The following is a 17,080-nucleotide window of genomic DNA, read 5'->3' on the forward strand; positions in this document are numbered from 1 at the left end:
CACGTGCTCCGTCGTCAGTACTGTCGGGGGCTCTAGACGAGGCCCGCGATCCTGCCCACGACACCGAGGACGATCAGCACCACGACGACGCCGACCGCGACCAGGAACACGATCGCGGGTGTCCGAGTGCGCTGGGGCGGTTCATGATTGGGACCCGCGGCCGACGTGGAGTCCGGCGGCGTGTCACCCGGCACGATGCTGCCACCGGGTTCGAGTCCTGCAGTCTCTGCGGGATCGGGGTTCTGGCCGGACATGGGGTGGTCCTCTCGGGTGGCGTCGCGCGCAGTCTCGTCACCGGTGTGACCGTCGTTGCCGTCGTGACTTGTACTCATGACGTGCGGGTTCCCCCGACCTGCACCGTCCAATCGACCTCGAGGGTCCGAACCGCCGACGCACCAACCGCCGCCCCGGCGGGTGTCCCCGACAGCGTGACCCGACGTGCCGCAGGACTGCCGCTAGCCTGTGACGCCATGAGCACCTTCATCGCGACCGCCGATCTCGCCGACACCATCGGGCCGGACATCCGGAGCTGCGACACGCAGTTCCGTCAGCTCGGGGCCGTGCGGGAGTTCTGCGGACCCATCACCACCATTCGCTGCTTTCAGGACAACTTGCTGGTCAAGCAGACATTGTCGGAGCCCGGCAACGGCGGAGTCCTGGTGGTCGACGGCGACGCGAGTGTCCACACCGCCCTCGTCGGCGACATCATCGCCGGGCGCGGTGTGGACAACGGGTGGGCGGGCGTCATCGTCAACGGTGCCGTGCGCGACTCGGCCATCCTGACGACTCTCGCCATCGGGGTGAAGGCGCTGGGAACCAACCCGCGCAAGAGCACGCAGACAGGGTCGGGTGAGAAGAACGTCACAGTCGAGTTCGGCGGAGTCACCTTCATCCCCGGCGAGTTCGTCTACAGCGACGACGACGGTGTCGTCGTCGCGGCGCAACCCCTCCCGCCTCAGGGCTGACCGGCAGCTCAGGCCTGAGCGACGCGGGCGGACACCCCGCCGACGGTGACGGTGTCGCCCGCACGGAGCTGACGTCCTCGGCGCAGTTCGGTCTCACCGTTGACTTCGACGAGACCGTCCGCGATGACGGCCTTCGCCTCGGACCCCGACTCGATGAGGTCGGCCAGCTTGAGGAACTGCCCCAGCCTGATCACCTCGTCGCGGATCTCGACCGTTCGATCGCTGCTGTGATCCCGGCCGTCCTCCGGCCTTCCCGCATGACCCCGGCCGGCCTCCGGCCTTCCCGCAGTCACAGGAAGGTCACCCCCTGGGCGAGCGGCAGCTCCGAGCTGTAGTTGACCGTGTTGGTGGTGCGTCGCATGTAGGACTTCCAGGCGTCACTGCCCGATTCGCGCCCGCCACCGGTCTCCTTCTCGCCGCCGAACGCGCCGCCGATCTCCGCGCCCGACGGGCCGATGTTCACGTTCGCGATGCCGCAGTCCGATCCTGCCGCCGACAGGAAGCGTTCCGCCTCGCGCAGGTCGGTCGTGAAGATCGACGACGACAGCCCCTGCGGTACGTCGTTGTGGAGGGCGATGGCCTCGTCCAGATCGCTGTAGGTCATGACGTACAGAATGGGCGCGAACGTCTCACGGCGCACCACGTCGGTCTGCGCGGGCATCCGCACGATGGCCGGCTGGACGTAGACACCGTCCTCGGCGCCCGCCACTCGCACCCGCTCACCACCCGCGACGACGGTGCCGCCGTCCTTCCGCGCGAGCTCCAACGCGTCGGCGTACCCGTCGTGCGCGGCCTCGTCGATCAGCGGTCCGACCAGTGTCGACGAGTCGAGCGGCGACCCGACGGGCAACGACGAGTACGCGGTACCCAGTCGGTCGACGAGGGTGTCGGCGACGGACTCGTGCACGATGACGCGGCGCAGGGACGTGCATCGTTGACCGGCCGTGCCGGCCGCGGAGAACACCAGGCCGCGGACGGTGAGGTCGAGATCGGCGCTCGGACAGACGATCGCGGCGTTGTTGCCGCCGAGTTCGAGGAGCACGCGGCCGAACCGTGCCGCGACGCGGGGGCCCACCTCGCGGCCCATGCGGGTCGATCCGGTGGCGGAGACCAGGGCGATGCGCGGATCGTCGACGAGGGTCTCACCGACGGCACGGTCACCGACGACGAGTTGCGCCACCGCCGGCGACACCCCGGCACGGCGTGCGGCTTCCTCGAACAGCGCCTGCACGGCCACCGCGGTGACGGGCGTCTTCTCCGACGGCTTCCACACCACCGTGTCGCCGGCGACGAGGGCGAGCACGGTGTTCCACGACCACACCGCGACCGGGAAGTTGAAGGCCGTGATCACGGCGACGACTCCGAGTGGGTGCCACTGCTCCATCATCCGGTGGCCGGGCCGCTCGGTGGAGATGGTGTTGCCGTAGAGCTGGCGGGACAGTCCGACGCCGAAGTCGCAGATGTCGATCATCTCCTGGACCTCGCCGAGGCCCTCGCTGACGATCTTGCCGGCCTCGATGGACACCAGCTCACCGAGTGCGTCCTTGTGTTCGCGGAGCAGTTCACCCAGCTCACGCACCAGACCGCCGCGTACCGGCGCGGGAACGAGAGACCACGACCGGTAGGCGTCCGCGGCTGCGGCGATCACCGAGTCCACGTCGCTCGTGAGCGGCACGTGGCCCAGCACCGCACCGGTGATCGGGCTGGTCGCGGCCAGGCCGGAGTCGTGGTCGAGCGGCGCGGCCCCGACTGCGGCGAGCAGCTCGGACGTACGGGCGGACAGGTCGACGGTCGATGTCATGGATTCATTGTCTCCGATGGTCGTGACAGGATTTATTCCGGCTTAGCTGTTGTTTGACAGTATTTTATCGCGTACTTTCGCCTTCATGACGCAGGTACTGCCATCGCGGCCCACCACCCCCGTTCCCGCCGGTGCGCCGGAGTCGGTCCACGACGTGCTGTCGCGCCACATCCTGGCCGACGGCTTCGACATGGTTCTCGACCTCGAGCGGTCGCACGGCTCCACACTCGTCGACGCGCGGACCGGTGCGTCCTATCTCGACATGTTCACGTTCTTCGCCTCGAACGCGCTCGGGATGAACCATCCGTCGCTCGCCCGCGACGACGAGTTCCGGGCGGATCTGCTGACGGCCGCGCTGCACAAGCCGAGCAACTCCGACCTCTACTCCGAGCCGATGGCCCGCTTCGTCGCGACCTTCGCGCGCGTGCTCGGCATCCCCGAACTACCCCACCTCTTCTTCGTCGAGGGCGGTGCGCTCGCCGTCGAGAACGCCCTGAAGGTGGCCTTCGACTGGAAGAGCCGGTTGAACGAGTCCCGCGGTCTCGACCCGGCACTGGGCGGACGGATCCTGCACCTCGAGCACGCCTTCCACGGCCGGTCGGGCTACACCATGTCGCTCACCAACACGGATCCGATCAAGGTCGCGCGTTTCCCGAAGTTCGACTGGCCCCGCATCCCGTCGCCGTACCTGCGCGAGGGCGCGGACATGGACGCTCTCGAGGCGCGCTCACTGGCCGCTGCGCGGGCCGCGTTCGAGTCCTTCCCCGACGACATCGCCGCCGCCATCGTCGAGCCGATCCAGGGCGAGGGCGGCGACCATCACTTCCGACCGTCGTTCCTCCTCGGGCTGCAGGCTCTGTGCCACGAGTTCGACGCGTTGTTCGTCGTCGACGAGGTCCAGTCCGGGGCGGGCATCACCGGCACCGCGTGGGCGCACCAGCAGCTGGGCGTCGAACCCGATGTCCTCGCCTTCGGCAAGAAGACCCAGGTGTGCGGCATCATGGCGGGCCGCCGCGTGGACATGGTGCGCGACAACGTCTTCGAGGTCGGATCACGGATCAACTCGACGTGGGGCGGCGGCCTGGCCGACATGGTGCGAGCACGGCGGATCCTCGAGGTGATCGAACGCGACGGCCTCATCGCCCGCGCCGCGGAGAGGGGCGCGATCCTCGGCGCCGCTCTCGACGCACTCGCGGTGCGTCACCCGTCGATCTCCGACGTGCGGGGACGCGGCCTGTTCCGGGCGTTCTCACTGCCGGACACCGCGACTCGCGATCGACTGATCACGCGGCTCCTCGTCGACGAGCGCGTGATCATGCTGGGGTGCGGCTCGCGCAGCGTCCGGTTCCGTCCCGCGCTGACCGTGACCGAGGAGGCGCTGGCCGACGCCGTCGCGGCGATCGACCGGGTTCTCAGCTCGTGACCGGATTGTCTGTGTACGCCGAGTGACAGGCACTGCGCCGGGCTCCGCTACCATCCGCCCATGACACTGCGCTACGACGTCGACGGTCACGGTCCCACCCTCGTACTGGTGCACGGAGTCGTTCACCGCCGCCAGGCGTGGGACGCGGTGCTGGACCTGCTCACGCCCTATCGGCGGGTCGTGACCGTGGACCTGCCCGGGCACGGGGAGTCGGAGCCGCTGCACGAGTCCGGTGAGAACGTGCTGCTCACGCTCCAGAACGAGGTCACCGAGTTCGTCCGCGAGATCGAGGAGCCGGACCACCAGGTGCACATCGCCGGCAACTCGCTCGGCGGCTACGTCGCGCTGTGTCTCGCCGCGCAGGGCGAGGTGGCGTCGGCCACCGCGCTGTCCCCCGCCGGCTTCTTCCTCAACCACACCGACCAGGCTCGAACCATGGTGACGTTCCGCGCGATGCGGACCGTCGCGCGCACGTTCGGCAAGGCCACACCGACGGCGCTCAAGATGCGGGCGGTGCGGTACCCCACGCTGCTGCCGTTCTTCGCGCATCCGAGCAGGGTGTCGTACGAGGCCGCCGTCGTCGACGCCTCGTCACTCACCACCAACGCGATGATCGACGCGGGCATCGACGCGCCGTTCGAGTTCCCGCCACTCACCGAGCCGCTGGTGCCGGTGACGGTGGCGTGGGGCACGCGAGACCTGATCCTGCCGCACTACCAGGTGCGGGGCGTCCGTCGCCGCTTCCCGCACGCCCGCGTCATCTCGGTCCCCGGGGTCGGCCATGTGCCGATGACGGACAATCCCGAGCTGATCGCGTCGATCCTCCTCGCGGGAAGTCAGGACCGGTCCCCGACCGCAGACCCGTCCTGAGGTTCTAGGCGGTCTCCATCTCGGCGACGATCCGCGCGACGATGTCCGCGGCCGGCGCGGCGGTCACCGAACGCCACCCGGTACCGGCCCACAGGTTGGGCACGTCCGCTCGGCCGGCAGCCGTCGCCGCGGTGCGGATCGGGCCCGTGATCGCGTTGACATCGGGATAGCCGGCCGGTGCGGAGGCCGTGAACTGCGCCGCGAACTCGTTCTCGAGTCCCCGAGCCGGTCGTCCCGAGAACGCGCGCGTCACCACGGTGCGCCGGTAGCGGCGGTCCAGCAGTGCGGCGCGGTGCACCGCCGAGGTACCGGCCTCGTCGGAGCACAGGAACGCGGTGCCCATCTGCGCAGCGACGGCGCCGAGTCCGAGAGCGGCCACCACGCCGGACCCGTCCATGATCCCGCCGGCCGCGATCAGGGGCACGTCGACCGACAGTCCGACGGCGAGCAGCAGGGACGGCAGCGACATCGCGTCACCGCCTCGAGGAGACGACGCGTCGTCGGTGAAGACGCCCCGGTGTCCGCCGGCCTCGCTGCCCTGGACGACGAGCATGTCGGCCCCGTCCTCGACGGCCTCGCGGGCCTCGTCGACGGAGGTGACCGTCCCGATCATCAGGGCGCCGATCTCGTGCACGCGGGCGGTGAGTTCGGCGCCGGGTCGACCGAACGTGACCGATACGGCCGCCGGGCGGTGGGCGAGCACCACGTCGATCACCGCGTCGATGTCGTCGGGGCCGGGTGTCGCCGGGCCGGGTTCGACCCCGAACTCGGCGGCGATCGGGGCCAGCGCGGCGCGGTACGACTCCATCTCGTCGGCGACCGCGATGTGCGCTGACGGGAGGAAGAGATTGACGCCGTACGGCGCCGACGTGAGGGACTCGATCTCGGAGAGCCGGCCGTCGAGCGCCTCCGGGCTCAGCAGCGCTCCGGCCAGGAACCCCAGGCCACCGGCATCGCTCACGGCGGCGGTCAGGGCGGGGGTGGACGGGCCTCCGGCCATCGGCGCGCACACGACGGGAAGCCTGGCAGGGAACACAGCGGTCATGCGGCCGATCGTACGTCGAGGGATGATCTCGGCTACCTACCACGAATACCCGATGTTTCACCGGTTTTGGGCCGACCAAACCGACTACACGTACACTTCACTGGTCACCAGCAGGGACACACGCCGCGTCGGGGGTCGCATCGAGTTCGAAGGGATTCTCCACGCATGCCGCACCCGACCCGTCCGCCGGTCACGCAGCGCGTCCGCGCGTCCCGCGATCGCGCTCGCCCGGGTCGACACAGCGGATCCCGGCGCATCCGCAACGCGCAACGCAGACCCCTCACCCACCGGCCTCGGGACAGCGCACTCGACGTCGTGCGTCGGTGGCTGACCACGCCGCACGATTTCGACTGGATCTTCGTCCACCACTCCACCCGGTCCATCCACGGCATCATCCGGCTGGTCTTCGCCGGCGCGGTGCTGCTCAACGCGACCGTGTCCATGTTGATGCTCGCCTCGCCCAACGGCCCCTCCGGCACGCCGGCGATCGTCTACGTCTTCCTCGTGCTGGCCCTGCAGATCGCCGCGATGATCTGGGTGCTCACGGGACCGACGCCGGACACGAAGGCGCAGTTCCTCGGGTTCCTGATCTTCGGCGACGTCGGCATCGCGTCGGTGATCCTGCTGGACACCCCGACGTCGGCACTGATCGGCACCTTCCTGTTCGCGATCAACGGCGCTCTCTGCACGTTCTTCCTCAGCCCACGAGTGCTGCTCGCCCATCTCGCGTTCACCAATGCCGTCATCGTCCTCATCGGCACCCTGGCGTACGTCCAGAACCTGTGGGGGCCGTGGGACGCGATCGCCGCGGTGCTGGTGGCCAGCGGCGCGAGCAGTGGGGTGCCGGTCTTCGCGTCCATCGCGTGGTCACTCGTCTCGACGGACGCGAAAGCCTCGGACCTCGATTCGCTGACCGGCGTCAGGAACCGCCGCGGTCTGCAGAACTCGGTCGAGGATCTGTGGGAGACGGCACTCGCGACCACATCGCCCGTGGTGGTCGTGATGATCGACATCGATCGTTTCAAGAGCGTCAACGACCGCTTCGGACACGATCAGGGCGACACCGTGATCGTCCTGGTCGCGACCCGGCTCGCCGAGCTCTTCGACGGCCACGGGGTGCTCGCGCGTACCGGCGGCGAGGAGTTCGTGGCGGTCCTCACCGATGTGGACGGTGACGTCGAGTCGGTGGTCGCCCGTGTCACCGAGACGGTCCACGATCGACAGGACACCATTCCCGTGACCGCCAGCGTCGGCGTCGCCGTGTTGACTCCCGACTCGTCGCTGTGGAGTTCCGGACCCGGGGCGATCGACCGCGCGACGCGGGGTGCGGACTCGATGATGTACCGAGCCAAGGCCGCCGGCGGGCATCGGCTGCTCTCGACCTTCCTGTGACACCCGCCCTGCATCGGACCCAGACGAGGAAACCCACCCCGTGATCGACATCTTCCACGCACTCGTGGTCATGAACTCGCTGTTCGCCGCGTCGGCGTGGTGCCTGGCGCGGCCGAACGCCTGGTCGATCTCCGCGGTGGTGCTCGCGTCGATCGGCTGGCTGCTCTTCAACGCGCCGCTCGAGGGCCGTGTGCTGGTGGTGTTCTCACTCCAGCACGGATTCACCGAGTCGGACGTGCTGTCCATCGTGGGCATGATCATCGGGGCGGTCGGCGTCGTGCGCGCGAGGCGACGAGCCGACCGCCCCGAGATCAGGCGTCGAGACTGATCAGACGCTGATGCCGAAGTCGCGGGCGATGCCGGCGAGTCCGGAGGCGTAGCCCTGGCCGACGGCGCGGAACTTCCACTCCGCACCGTTGCGGTACAGCTCGCCGAAGACCATGGCGGTCTCCGTCGAGGCGTCCTCGGTGAGGTCGTAACGGGCGAGCTCGGTGCCGTTCGACTTGTCGATCACGCGGATGTAGGCGCCGCGGACCTGGCCGAACGACTGCGAGCGCGCGTCGGCCTCGTAGATCGAGACGGGGAACGTGACGATGTCGACGGTGGACGGGACCGCTGCGAGATCGACGTCGATGACCTCGTCGTCGCCGTCGCCCTCACCGGTCTTGTTGTCACCCGTGTGCTGGATCGAGCCGTCCGGAGTCTTCAGATTGTTGAAGAAGACGAAGTACTCGTTGCCGGGCGCCTTCTTGTCCGGGCCGAGCGCGATGGCGCTGGCGTCGAGATCGAAATCCGTTCCGGTCGTCGTGCGCAGATCCCATCCGAGTCCGACGGACACCGCGGTCAGATTCGGTGCGGCCTTCGTGAGAGACACGTTGCCACCCTTGGTCAGGCTGACGCCCATGTGAGAGATCCCTTCTCGTTTCGCCCGATTCATCCGTATTCGGATCGGTGCTGCCCGGCCAACGAACCCGACGTCGTTCCGGTTCCCGGCCCTTCGTGACGACCCGCCGCGCAGCACAGGGCGCGCGGCGGCATCGAACGCTGCATAGTTGTCTGTCACAGCCTGTGTCCTGCGGAGCACGGGCTCGTCCCGTCATCCACGGTCCCGGCAGGAGGCGCTCGATCATGGCCACACAGGCGACCCCGGCGGCATCCGCCGCGGGCACTGCATCACCGTCCCCGTCAGGCCTGTCCGACGCGTCCCGCGTCGCCCGCGCCGATCGCCGGTCGCGCCACAAGGGGCGCCTGCGGCAGGTGCCGCACCACGTCGGCCTCGTGCTCGGTGTCTACGCGACGCTGGTCCTCCTGTGGAGCCTGTCACCCGCGCTCCGAGCCCTCGTCCACGTACCCCGCGAGTGGCTCGACTCGTACGTCATCGACGCTCCCGACACGAGCCTGTCCTACGGCTTCGTGGTCGCGCTGGTCGCCGCGGCGCTGTCGACGCGCAAACGCGTCGCGTGGTGGATCGCTCTTCTCTACACGGCCGGATCCGCGGTGGTGAACGTATCGACCCTGGTGGACGATCCCGGCAGCGTCGGGTCCTGGATCGGCCTCGTCCTGCAGGTCGCGGTGCTCGCACTGCTGCTCGCCTCCCGCACCGAGTTCGACACCAAGGTCCGACGCGGCGCCGGATGGAAGGCACTCGGTGTTCTCGTCACCGGTCTGATCGTCGGCATCCTCGCCGGGTGGGCGCTGCTCGAGGCCTTCCCGGGTTCGCTGCCGCGGAACGAGACCTTCCTGTGGTCACTCAACCGAGTGGCCGGCCTGGCACTGGTGGACAACGAGCAGTTCAGCGGCCGACCACACGGATTCCTCAACTTTCTTCTGGGACTGCTCGCCTTCGTCGCCCTCGCCGCGGCGGTGGTGACACTGTTCCGCTCGCAGCGTGCGAGCAACGCCCTCACCGGCACGGACGAGTCGGCGCTACGCGGACTCATCGCCCGCTCCGGCCACGACGACTCGTTGGCCTACTTCGCCACCCGCCGCGACAAGGCGGTGGTCTTCGCACCGAACGGCAAGGCCGCCATCACCTATCGCGTCGAGGTCGGAGTGTGCCTCGCCAGCGGCGATCCCATCGGCCTCGAGGAGTCCTGGCCTCACGCGATCGAGGCGTGGCTCGAGATGTCGTCTCGGTACGGGTGGGCCCCGGCGGTGATGGGAGCGAGCGAGACCGGTGCCGCCGCGTTCCGGCGGGCGGGACTCGCCGTGCTCGAACTCGGCGACGAGGCGATCCTGCAGACCCGCTCGTTCAGCCTGAACGGACCCGACATGCGCCCGGTGCGCCAAGCGGTCAATCGGGCGCGCGGCAAGGGCGTGACGGTGCGCATCCGACGGCATCGCGACATCCCCGAGGACGAGTGGCCGGGCATCGTCGAGCGTGCCGACCGCTGGCGTGACACCGAGACCGAACGAGGGTTCTCCATGGCACTCGGGCGCCTCGGCGACCCTCTCGACGGCGACTGCCTGCTCGTCGAGGCCGTGCTCGATGCGGACGACCGCGTCGTCGGCACCCTCTCCCTCGTGCCCTGGGGCGCGAGCGGAGCATCGCTCGACCTCATGCGCCGTGATCCCGCCTCACCCAACGGCACCGTCGAGCTCATGGTCTCCGAGCTCGCGTCCCGCTCGGACACCGTGGGCATCACCAAGGTGTCCCTGAACTTCGCCGTCTTCCGCTCCGTGTTCGAGGAGGGCGGCCGCATCGGTGCGGGACCTGTTCTGCGCTTGTGGCGTTCGACGCTCGTGTTCTTCTCGCGATGGTGGCAGCTCGAGGCGCTGTACCGATCGAACCTCAAGTACCAGCCCGAGTGGGTACCGCGGTACCTGTGCTTCGAGGACAACCGCGATCTGCCGAAGGTGGGTACCGCATCGGCCATCGCGGAGGGCTTCCTCACGCTGCCGGGCCTCGGTGCACGCACTCACACCGGCACCCGACAGGCTGTTCCCGCCGCGCTGCTGGCCGACGGCACGCTGCACGCCGACGGGAGCGAGCCCGACGACACACCCGTCGACACGCTGCCCGGCCGGCGACGGCCGGAACAGGTCCGGGTGCGGATGTCCAAGCTGGACAGGCTCTCCGCGGACGGCGTCGACGCCTACCCCGTCGCGCATCCGCCCACCCACACCGTGGACTCCGCGGCGAACGCCCCGGAGGGCACCACCGTGCGCGTGTCCGGTCGCCTGCTGCGCATCCGCGACTACGGCGGCGTCGTCTTCGGCCTCGTGCGCGACTGGAGCGGGGACCTGCAGATCCTCCTCGACAGCGAGCGCATCGATCGAGATCGGTTGCGACGCTTCACCTCCGACTTCGACCTGGGCGACCTCATCTCCTGCACGGGAGTGGTCGGTCGCAGTCGCACCGGAGCGCTCGCGCTGCTGGTGAGCGACTGGCGCATGAACGCGAAATCGCTGCACCCGCTGCCCGACAAGTTCCGCGGGCTCACCGACCCGGAGGCGCGGGTGCGTCAGCGCTACGTCGACATGGAGATCAATCCGCAGGCGCGCGCCCTCATGCGTGCTCGCAGCGCGGTGGTGAAGTCGCTGCGCGACACGTTGGGCGACCGCGGATACATGGAGGTGGAAACGCCGATCCTGCAACAGATTCACGGCGGCGCGAACGCGGCACCCTTCCTCACGCACATCAATGCCTACAACCTCGATCTCTACCTCCGTATCGCGCCGGAGCTGTACCTCAAGCGGCTGTGCGTCGGCGGCATGGAGCGGGTCTTCGAGATCGGTCGCGTGTTCCGCAACGAGGGCGCCGACTTCAAGCACAATCCGGAGTTCACGATCCTCGAGGCCTACGAGGCGCACAGCGACTACGAGCGCGCGATGGTGTTGTGCCGGGAGCTGATCCAGCGCGCCGCCGTGGCCGCGCACGGCCGCGAGGTGATCTACCGGCCGGCCGAGGACGGCACCATGACGGAGATCGACATCTCCGGCGAGTGGCCGGTGAAGACCATGCACGGCGCCGTCGCGGAGAAGATCGGTGCCGACGTCCGGCCCGACACACCGCTCGCGGAGCTGCAGCGTCTGTGCGATCTGCACGACGTCCCGTATCAGTCGACCTGGGACGAGGGGGCCGTGGCGCAGGAGATGTACGAGCACCTCGTCGAGGACTTCACCGAGTTCCCGACGTTCTACACCAATTTTCCCACGTCGATGTCCCCGTTGACCCGGCCCCACCGCAGCATCGCGGGCGTCGCCGAGAAGTGGGATCTGGTGGCGTGGGGGGTCGAGTTGGGCACCGCGTACAGCGAGTTGACCGACCCCGTGGACCAACGCGCTCGTCTCACCGCGCAGTCGATGCTCGCCGCGGGCGGCGATCCCGAGGCGATGGAACTGGACGAGGACTTCCTCCAGGCGCTCGAGCACGGCATGCCGCCGACCAGTGGCCTCGGAATGGGTGTCGACCGGGTGGTCATGCTCATCACGGGCGGGTCGATCCGCGAGACCCTCGCGTTCCCGTTGGCCAAGCCTCGGAGCTGAATGTTTCACATGAAACCGAACGGCGAGGTGGTCGTCGACGTACTGGGGACCGCCGTGCACGTGGTGGTCTCCCGTCCTGACGCGGCGGCGGCGCCCGCCCCGGTCGTCGTGCTGTGCGGGGGGCTCGCCTCGACGTGGCACGACTGGATCGACGTGTCCGCGCTGCTGGTGGCGGCCGGCCACACGACGGTGGCCATCGATCGACCAGGCTTCGGCGACAGCGAACCGCTGCCTCCGGACCGGGTGCCGACGGTGCACGAGGAGGCCGATCGCATCCTCGCCGTCCTGGACGCCCTCGCGATGACGGACCCCGTGGTCCTGGTGGGGCACTCGATGGCCGGCTTCTACGTCGAGGGCTTCGCGCGGTCGTACCCCGCGCGCACGGCGGGGCTCGTGCTGCTCGACTCGAGCGTCGAGAAGTCGCCGTCGGCCCTGGTGCCGCCGCGCATCCGCATTCCGGTGACTCGCGTGATCGCCCGCATCGTCTCGGCCGCCGGTCTGCAACGGTTGCTCGCCGATCCGGTGCGCCACGTCCTGACGCAGGCCATTCCCCCGGACGGGTACGCGCCCGACCGGGTCGACGATCTCCGCCGCATCTACCGCGATCCCTCCTATCTGGAGGCCGCCGCGATCGAGTACGCGGTGTACGCCGACATGGCCCTCGAGTTGAACCGCCTGCGCCGCACGACGCCCGTTCCGTCCGTCCCCGTCATCGTGGCCGCCGCGCACACGGGGCGACGGACCCCGTGGGGAGCGCAGTGGTTGCGGCGCCAGCAGCGTCTGGCCCGCTACCTCAGCGGCCGCTTCGCCGTGGTGTCCCCGTCGCACCACCACGCCATGATCGATCAGCCCCGGCGAGTCGCGGCGCTGGTGAGAACTGTCTCCACCGGCTGAACGCCGCGCGAGCGCACACTGGAGAGATGAATCCTCTGCGCACGGTCCAGACCCGAGTGGGCGAGACCATCTTCGCGCGGGTCGCGGGCGACGAGGGCCCCGCTCGACGCGACCGGATCCACCTGGCCGAGGGGCCGCGTCGGTACGGCCCCGATTCGGCGATCCAGCGCGTCCACGCCGATGCGTCGATGTTCGTCGGCGGAATGCGCGCCCTGCTCCTGCAGTCGTTGCACCCGCTGGCGATGGCTGCCGTGGACGAGCACTCCGGCTACCGCGGCGACCCGTGGGGCCGTCTGCAACGCACCAGCACGTTCCTCGCCGAGACCACGTTCGGCACCATCGAGGACGCGGAGCGCGCCGTGCGAATCGTGCGCGCCGTGCACAAGCGCATCACGGGAGTCGCGCCGGACGGGCGGCCGTACGCCGCGTCGGATCCGCACCTGCTGCGGTGGGTCCACGTCGCGGAGATCGACAGCTTCCTGCGCGCGCACGATCGTTACGGTGCCCGACCTCTCGATGCCGGCGGCCGCGACGCCTACGTCCGGGAGTCGGCCTGGGTCGCTCGCGGGCTCGGCGCCGAGGACGTGCCCGAGACGGTCGACGAGCTGAACGAGATGCTGGCGATGTACCGGCCCGAACTGCGCGGCACTCCCGCAGCACGTCGCACCGCCCGCTTCATCCTGCTCAACCCACCGATCCCGTTGGCAGTACGCCCCGCCTACGGTCTGCTGTCGTCGGTGGCGGTGTCGATGATGCCGCGGTGGACCCGCTTCCCCCTCCGGTTGCCCTACCTTCCGATCACCGAGGCCACCGCCGTGCGCGCGAGCGGCATCGCCGTCACCACCGCCATCCGGTGGGCACTGGGTGCGGGCCCGACGGTGCAGGATGGGCGCGAAGCGGGCTGAGGAGGGCGGCGGGCCTCCCGGGCATCGGATCACAGGTGCGGCCGTGCCGGAGTCGGGGGCCGATCTGTCACGCTCCACGATGATCGTGCACGGTCGCCCGGCCGGTGAGGATCAGGACAACCGCTTTCGCCGGTAAGATCAAGGTGTCGCCGTCTCCGATGCGGAAGTCGATGTCGGACGCCTGAAGTGCACACCCGTCGAGGTCGGCGCCGAAATAGGCCATCCGATTCCTGGACTCGATCGTGCGAAGCACCACCTCCAGTTGCGGCGTCGTGGCGGTCGCGGGCAGTCCCAGTCCCTCCGTCAGATCGAGTCCGTGAACGACGTCGTGGCACAACGAATCGACGAGGTCACCTCCCGGTGGACTCCACTCGGTGGTGATGTTGTCTCGGAGCGCGGCAATCAGTTCGACTCGGCCCATCGTCGCGGCGTCACGGCGGGCAAGACGGTCGGCCGCGCGGTCGAAGCTGCCGCGTTCTCGAATCATCGTCACCAACAACTTGGGCAAGCTCACCCGAAAAGACATCGACAGATGCGCCGCCAGGTCGGCAACGGTCCAACCCTCGCACAGAGTCGGTTGTTGCCACTCGGTGTTCGACAGTCCTTCGAGTACCGCGACCGTTGCCTGCCTCTGCGTCGCGGTCAGTGCCGCGACGCGCTCTCTGTCCAACTCGTTCGACATGCGACTCCACATCCTCCGTCGTGTTCGAGACCTGCCACTGGACAGGCCTGCCACTGGACAGACATGGCGGCGGATCGAAAGTCATCGAAGCGCGGGGCTTCCGGACCACACGCGGTCCGGGCGATCTTCCGCCCGTGACCGGTGGCATCATGCGGTAGTGACGCGTGACGTATCTGCCCACCTCGACGTGACCGTCGTCGACCCCAGCAACCTCGAGTTCCAGATCGCGGTCGCCGAACTACCGGGGACGACGGTCACCGAGTCGCTGTCGTTCCGGCTCGACGGCGAGGAGATCACGCCCACGGTGATCCGTGCGGAGACCGGCGGGCGCATCCACCGATTCGATTGTGGGCGTGGTCAACTCGTCGTCGACTACCGCGCCCGCGTGGAGGGCGAGGCGGATCCCGCCCCGGTGGTCGAGCGGGACCTGTCGGTCTACCTGCGGCCGAGCCGCTACAGCGAGTCGGACAAGTTCCTGGGCTTCGCCGAGACCGAGTTCGGGCGCTACACCTCCGACGCCGACGTGCTCGAGCGCGTCTCAGCCTGGGTCGGCCGCCGTCTGCGCTACGTCCCCGGCAGCAGTGACCCCATCGACGGCGCCACCGACACCCTCCTCGCGGGTAGCGGAGTCTGCCGCGACTACACGCATCTCGTCGTCGCGTTGCTGCGGGCGATGACGGTGCCGGCCCGCCTCGTCGCGGTCTACGCGCCCGGCTGCGACCCGATGGACTTCCACGCGGTCGCGGAGGCCTACGTCGACGGCGTCTGGCGCGTCGTCGACGCGACGCGGCTGGCCCCACGGCAGAGCCTCGTGCGCATCGCCACCGGGCGGGACGCGTCCGACACCGCGTTCCTCGACAACCACGACGGGTACATCGTTCTGGACCGCATGCAGGTCATGGCCACGGTGGACGGGATGCTCCCCTACGACGACGTCCACGAACTCGTGTCCATGCGCTGATCGTGATCACCTTCCGGCGGGTCACCGAGGACGACTTCCCGCTGCTCGCGCGCTGGTTGTCTCACCCGCACGTGGCGCGGTGGTGGAACCACGAGGTCACCGCCGAGGCCGTCGCCCGCGACTTCGGAGCGTCCGCCCGCGGCGAGGAGCCGTCCGAGGACGTGCTGGCTCTCGACGACGGAACCCCCGTCGGCCTGCTCCAGCGCGCCCGGTGGCACGACTACCCGGAGTACGTCGACGAGCTGGCGCCGTTCTGGGCGGTGCCCGCGGAGGCCGTCACCATCGACTACCTCATCGGCGAGGCGCACCTCGTCGGGCACGGCCTAGGCACCCGCGTGCTGATCGAGTTCACGGCCGACACGTGGCGGCGGTACCCGAGCGCGACGTGCGTCGTCGTGCCGGTGGCCACGGGCAACGTGGCGTCGTGGCGGGCGCTCGAGAAGGCCGGGTACCGACGTGTCGCCGAGGCCCACCTCACCCCGGACAATCCGATCGACCCCACCGACCATGTGGTGATGGCGATCGACCGCCCGGCTCGATGACGAGGGCCTAGTCTCCTCGGTCATGGAGCATCCCGTGCGATTCCGCGACGACGATCCGTTGTTGGCCACGGTGCGGGAACGAGCCCTGCGCCTGCCGGGCGCCACCGAGAAGGTCTCCCACGGCCGCCCCAACTTCCGCACCACGAAGGTCTTCGCGATCTACGGCGCCACGGTGAAGGGGGACCATCACTCCACCCGCTGGGATCGGTCGCTGCAGGTTCTGCCCGACACCGACGAGCGAGCGGCGTTGCTGGACGACGAGCGATTCTTCGAGCCCGCGTACACCGCGGCGAGCGGCTGGGTGGGACTCGACCTGACGATCGGGACCCCCGACTGGACCGAGGTCGACGAACTGCTCGACATGTCGTTCCGGCGGACGGCGCCGGCACGGCTGGTGGCAGAACTCGGAACGCTCTCGTGACCGTGAGACAGTGGCCGCTGTGCAACTGCTGCTGATCCGCCACGCTCTCCCGCTGCGTTCCGACGCGGATGCCGATCCCGCCCTCGCGCCGCTGGGACTCGAGCAGGCCGCGCGCGTGCCCGACGGGCTGCGCGCCCATCGGCTCGCGCGCATCGTCAGCAGTCCACAACTGCGCGCCCGGCAGACCGCGGAACCGCTCGCCGCGGACACCGGACTCCCGGTGGACGTGCTCGACGGTCTGGCCGAGTACGACCGCGACTTCCCGGGTTACCTCCCCATCGAGGAGGCGCGCGAGAAGTTCCCCGCCGAGTTCGAGCGCATCAAGGCCGGGCATCTGCCGAGCGCGGTGGACGCCGACGCCTTCCGCCGACGGGTGTTCGACGACATCGCCTCGGTGGTGCGGGACGCGGAGCCGGAGGACACGGTCGCGATCTTCGCCCACGGCGGGGTGATCAACGTCCACCTGCAGGATCTGCTCGGCACCGCCATGCCTCTGACCTTCCCGATCGACTACGTCTCGGTCACGCGAATACTGTTCTCGCGCAGCGGCAGACGTACGGTAGCGTCGGTGAACGAGACGCAGCACGTGTGGGATCTGCTCCCCCGGAACCGCGCACGATCCTCACCGACTTCTTAATCGCGCAGGTCACCGGGCATTACGGGCACGATCGGTGCTCGGCACGGTCCGTCG

Annotated in this window: 18 protein-coding genes; 12 read left to right on the forward strand and 6 right to left on the reverse strand. The window is 69.3% G+C overall.

Annotated features, from left to right (window positions below; translation table 11 throughout):
* Window positions 1-32 precede the first annotated feature (32 nt).
* The gene (locus QE449_RS00930; protein WP_231476342.1) at window positions 33-332 is read right to left on the reverse strand and encodes a DUF6480 family protein; all 300 of its coding nucleotides are present in this window, start codon (window positions 330-332) and stop codon (window positions 33-35) included.
* A 138-nt stretch (window positions 333-470) separates the two neighbouring features.
* Between QE449_RS00930 and rraA the strand changes: the two genes are divergently transcribed.
* Complete coding sequence (gene rraA / locus QE449_RS00935; RefSeq protein ID WP_056440786.1) at window positions 471-965, forward strand: ribonuclease E activity regulator RraA; 495 nt, start codon at window positions 471-473, stop codon at window positions 963-965.
* 8 nt (window positions 966-973) lie between these two features.
* Here the strand turns inward: rraA and QE449_RS00940 are convergent, their stop codons facing one another.
* Together QE449_RS00940 and QE449_RS00945 are read right to left on the reverse strand one after the other, a co-directional pair.
* Window positions 974-1,171 (reverse strand): RNA-binding S4 domain-containing protein, encoded by a 198-nt coding sequence (locus QE449_RS00940; RefSeq protein ID WP_027505902.1) that lies wholly within the window; start codon window positions 1,169-1,171, stop codon window positions 974-976.
* Window positions 1,172-1,254: 83 nt separating this feature from the next.
* Window positions 1,255-2,766 carry an aldehyde dehydrogenase family protein gene (locus QE449_RS00945; RefSeq protein ID WP_307108023.1) on the reverse strand — a complete coding sequence of 504 codons (1,512 nt, stop codon included), beginning with the start codon at window positions 2,764-2,766 and terminating at the stop codon, window positions 1,255-1,257.
* A gap of 85 nt (window positions 2,767-2,851) precedes the next feature.
* Between QE449_RS00945 and lat the strand changes: the two genes are divergently transcribed.
* Complete coding sequence (gene lat / locus QE449_RS00950; RefSeq protein ID WP_056440791.1) at window positions 2,852-4,189, forward strand: L-lysine 6-transaminase; 1,338 nt, start codon at window positions 2,852-2,854, stop codon at window positions 4,187-4,189.
* Window positions 4,190-4,249: 60 nt separating this feature from the next.
* Complete coding sequence (locus tag QE449_RS00955) at window positions 4,250-5,059, forward strand: alpha/beta fold hydrolase (RefSeq protein ID WP_027505905.1); 810 nt, start codon at window positions 4,250-4,252, stop codon at window positions 5,057-5,059.
* 4 nt (window positions 5,060-5,063) lie between these two features.
* Here QE449_RS00955 and QE449_RS00960 read toward each other — a convergent pair whose 3' ends face one another.
* Window positions 5,064-6,104: a nitronate monooxygenase family protein gene (locus QE449_RS00960; protein WP_222647791.1), complete on the reverse strand. Its 1,041-nt coding sequence runs from the start codon at window positions 6,102-6,104 to the stop codon at window positions 5,064-5,066.
* A 165-nt stretch (window positions 6,105-6,269) separates the two neighbouring features.
* Here QE449_RS00960 and QE449_RS00965 point away from each other — a divergent pair, with 165 nt between their 5' ends.
* Together QE449_RS00965 and QE449_RS00970 are read left to right on the forward strand one after the other, a co-directional pair.
* Window positions 6,270-7,496 (forward strand): diguanylate cyclase, encoded by a 1,227-nt coding sequence (locus QE449_RS00965; RefSeq protein WP_307108024.1) that lies wholly within the window; start codon window positions 6,270-6,272, stop codon window positions 7,494-7,496.
* 40 nt (window positions 7,497-7,536) lie between these two features.
* Window positions 7,537-7,824, forward strand: a complete 288-nt coding sequence (locus tag QE449_RS00970; RefSeq protein ID WP_285186306.1) for a hypothetical protein — start codon at window positions 7,537-7,539, stop codon at window positions 7,822-7,824.
* Here the strand turns inward: QE449_RS00970 and QE449_RS00975 are convergent, their stop codons facing one another.
* Complete coding sequence (locus QE449_RS00975) at window positions 7,825-8,400, reverse strand: TerD family protein (protein ID WP_027505908.1); 576 nt, start codon at window positions 8,398-8,400, stop codon at window positions 7,825-7,827.
* A 224-nt stretch (window positions 8,401-8,624) separates the two neighbouring features.
* Here QE449_RS00975 and lysX point away from each other — a divergent pair, with 224 nt between their 5' ends.
* Genes lysX through QE449_RS00990 form a run of 3 tightly spaced genes read left to right on the forward strand, consistent with a single transcriptional unit; the run spans window position 8,625 to window position 13,783 of the window.
* Window positions 8,625-11,984 carry a bifunctional lysylphosphatidylglycerol synthetase/lysine--tRNA ligase LysX gene (gene lysX / locus QE449_RS00980; RefSeq protein ID WP_307108025.1) on the forward strand — a complete coding sequence of 1,120 codons (3,360 nt, stop codon included), beginning with the start codon at window positions 8,625-8,627 and terminating at the stop codon, window positions 11,982-11,984.
* A gap of 9 nt (window positions 11,985-11,993) precedes the next feature.
* A complete protein-coding gene (locus tag QE449_RS00985) occupies window positions 11,994-12,878 on the forward strand; it encodes an alpha/beta fold hydrolase (RefSeq protein WP_307108026.1) in 885 nt (294 codons plus the stop codon).
* 26 nt (window positions 12,879-12,904) lie between these two features.
* The gene (locus QE449_RS00990; RefSeq protein WP_027505911.1) at window positions 12,905-13,783 is read left to right on the forward strand and encodes an oxygenase MpaB family protein; all 879 of its coding nucleotides are present in this window, start codon (window positions 12,905-12,907) and stop codon (window positions 13,781-13,783) included.
* Window positions 13,784-13,850: 67 nt separating this feature from the next.
* Here QE449_RS00990 and QE449_RS00995 read toward each other — a convergent pair whose 3' ends face one another.
* Window positions 13,851-14,465: a maleylpyruvate isomerase family mycothiol-dependent enzyme gene (locus QE449_RS00995; protein WP_051613396.1), complete on the reverse strand. Its 615-nt coding sequence runs from the start codon at window positions 14,463-14,465 to the stop codon at window positions 13,851-13,853.
* Window positions 14,466-14,622: 157 nt separating this feature from the next.
* Here QE449_RS00995 and QE449_RS01000 point away from each other — a divergent pair, with 157 nt between their 5' ends.
* From QE449_RS01000 to QE449_RS01015, 4 genes are read left to right on the forward strand one after another with little or no spacing between them, the layout of a single operon-like run.
* Entirely contained in the window at window positions 14,623-15,426 is an 804-nt protein-coding gene (locus QE449_RS01000; protein WP_027505913.1) for a transglutaminase family protein, read from the forward strand.
* A 2-nt stretch (window positions 15,427-15,428) separates the two neighbouring features.
* Window positions 15,429-15,968 (forward strand): GNAT family N-acetyltransferase, encoded by a 540-nt coding sequence (locus QE449_RS01005; protein ID WP_222641386.1) that lies wholly within the window; start codon window positions 15,429-15,431, stop codon window positions 15,966-15,968.
* Between the two features lie 22 nt (window positions 15,969-15,990).
* Entirely contained in the window at window positions 15,991-16,389 is a 399-nt protein-coding gene (locus QE449_RS01010) for an MmcQ/YjbR family DNA-binding protein (protein WP_222629352.1), read from the forward strand.
* Window positions 16,390-16,408: 19 nt separating this feature from the next.
* Window positions 16,409-17,026: a histidine phosphatase family protein gene (locus tag QE449_RS01015; protein WP_027505916.1), complete on the forward strand. Its 618-nt coding sequence runs from the start codon at window positions 16,409-16,411 to the stop codon at window positions 17,024-17,026.
* The last annotated feature ends 54 nt before the right edge of the window (window positions 17,027-17,080 follow it).

Source organism: Rhodococcus sp. SORGH_AS_0303 (assembly GCF_030819335.1).
Taxonomy (GTDB): domain Bacteria; phylum Actinomycetota; class Actinomycetes; order Mycobacteriales; family Mycobacteriaceae; genus Rhodococcoides.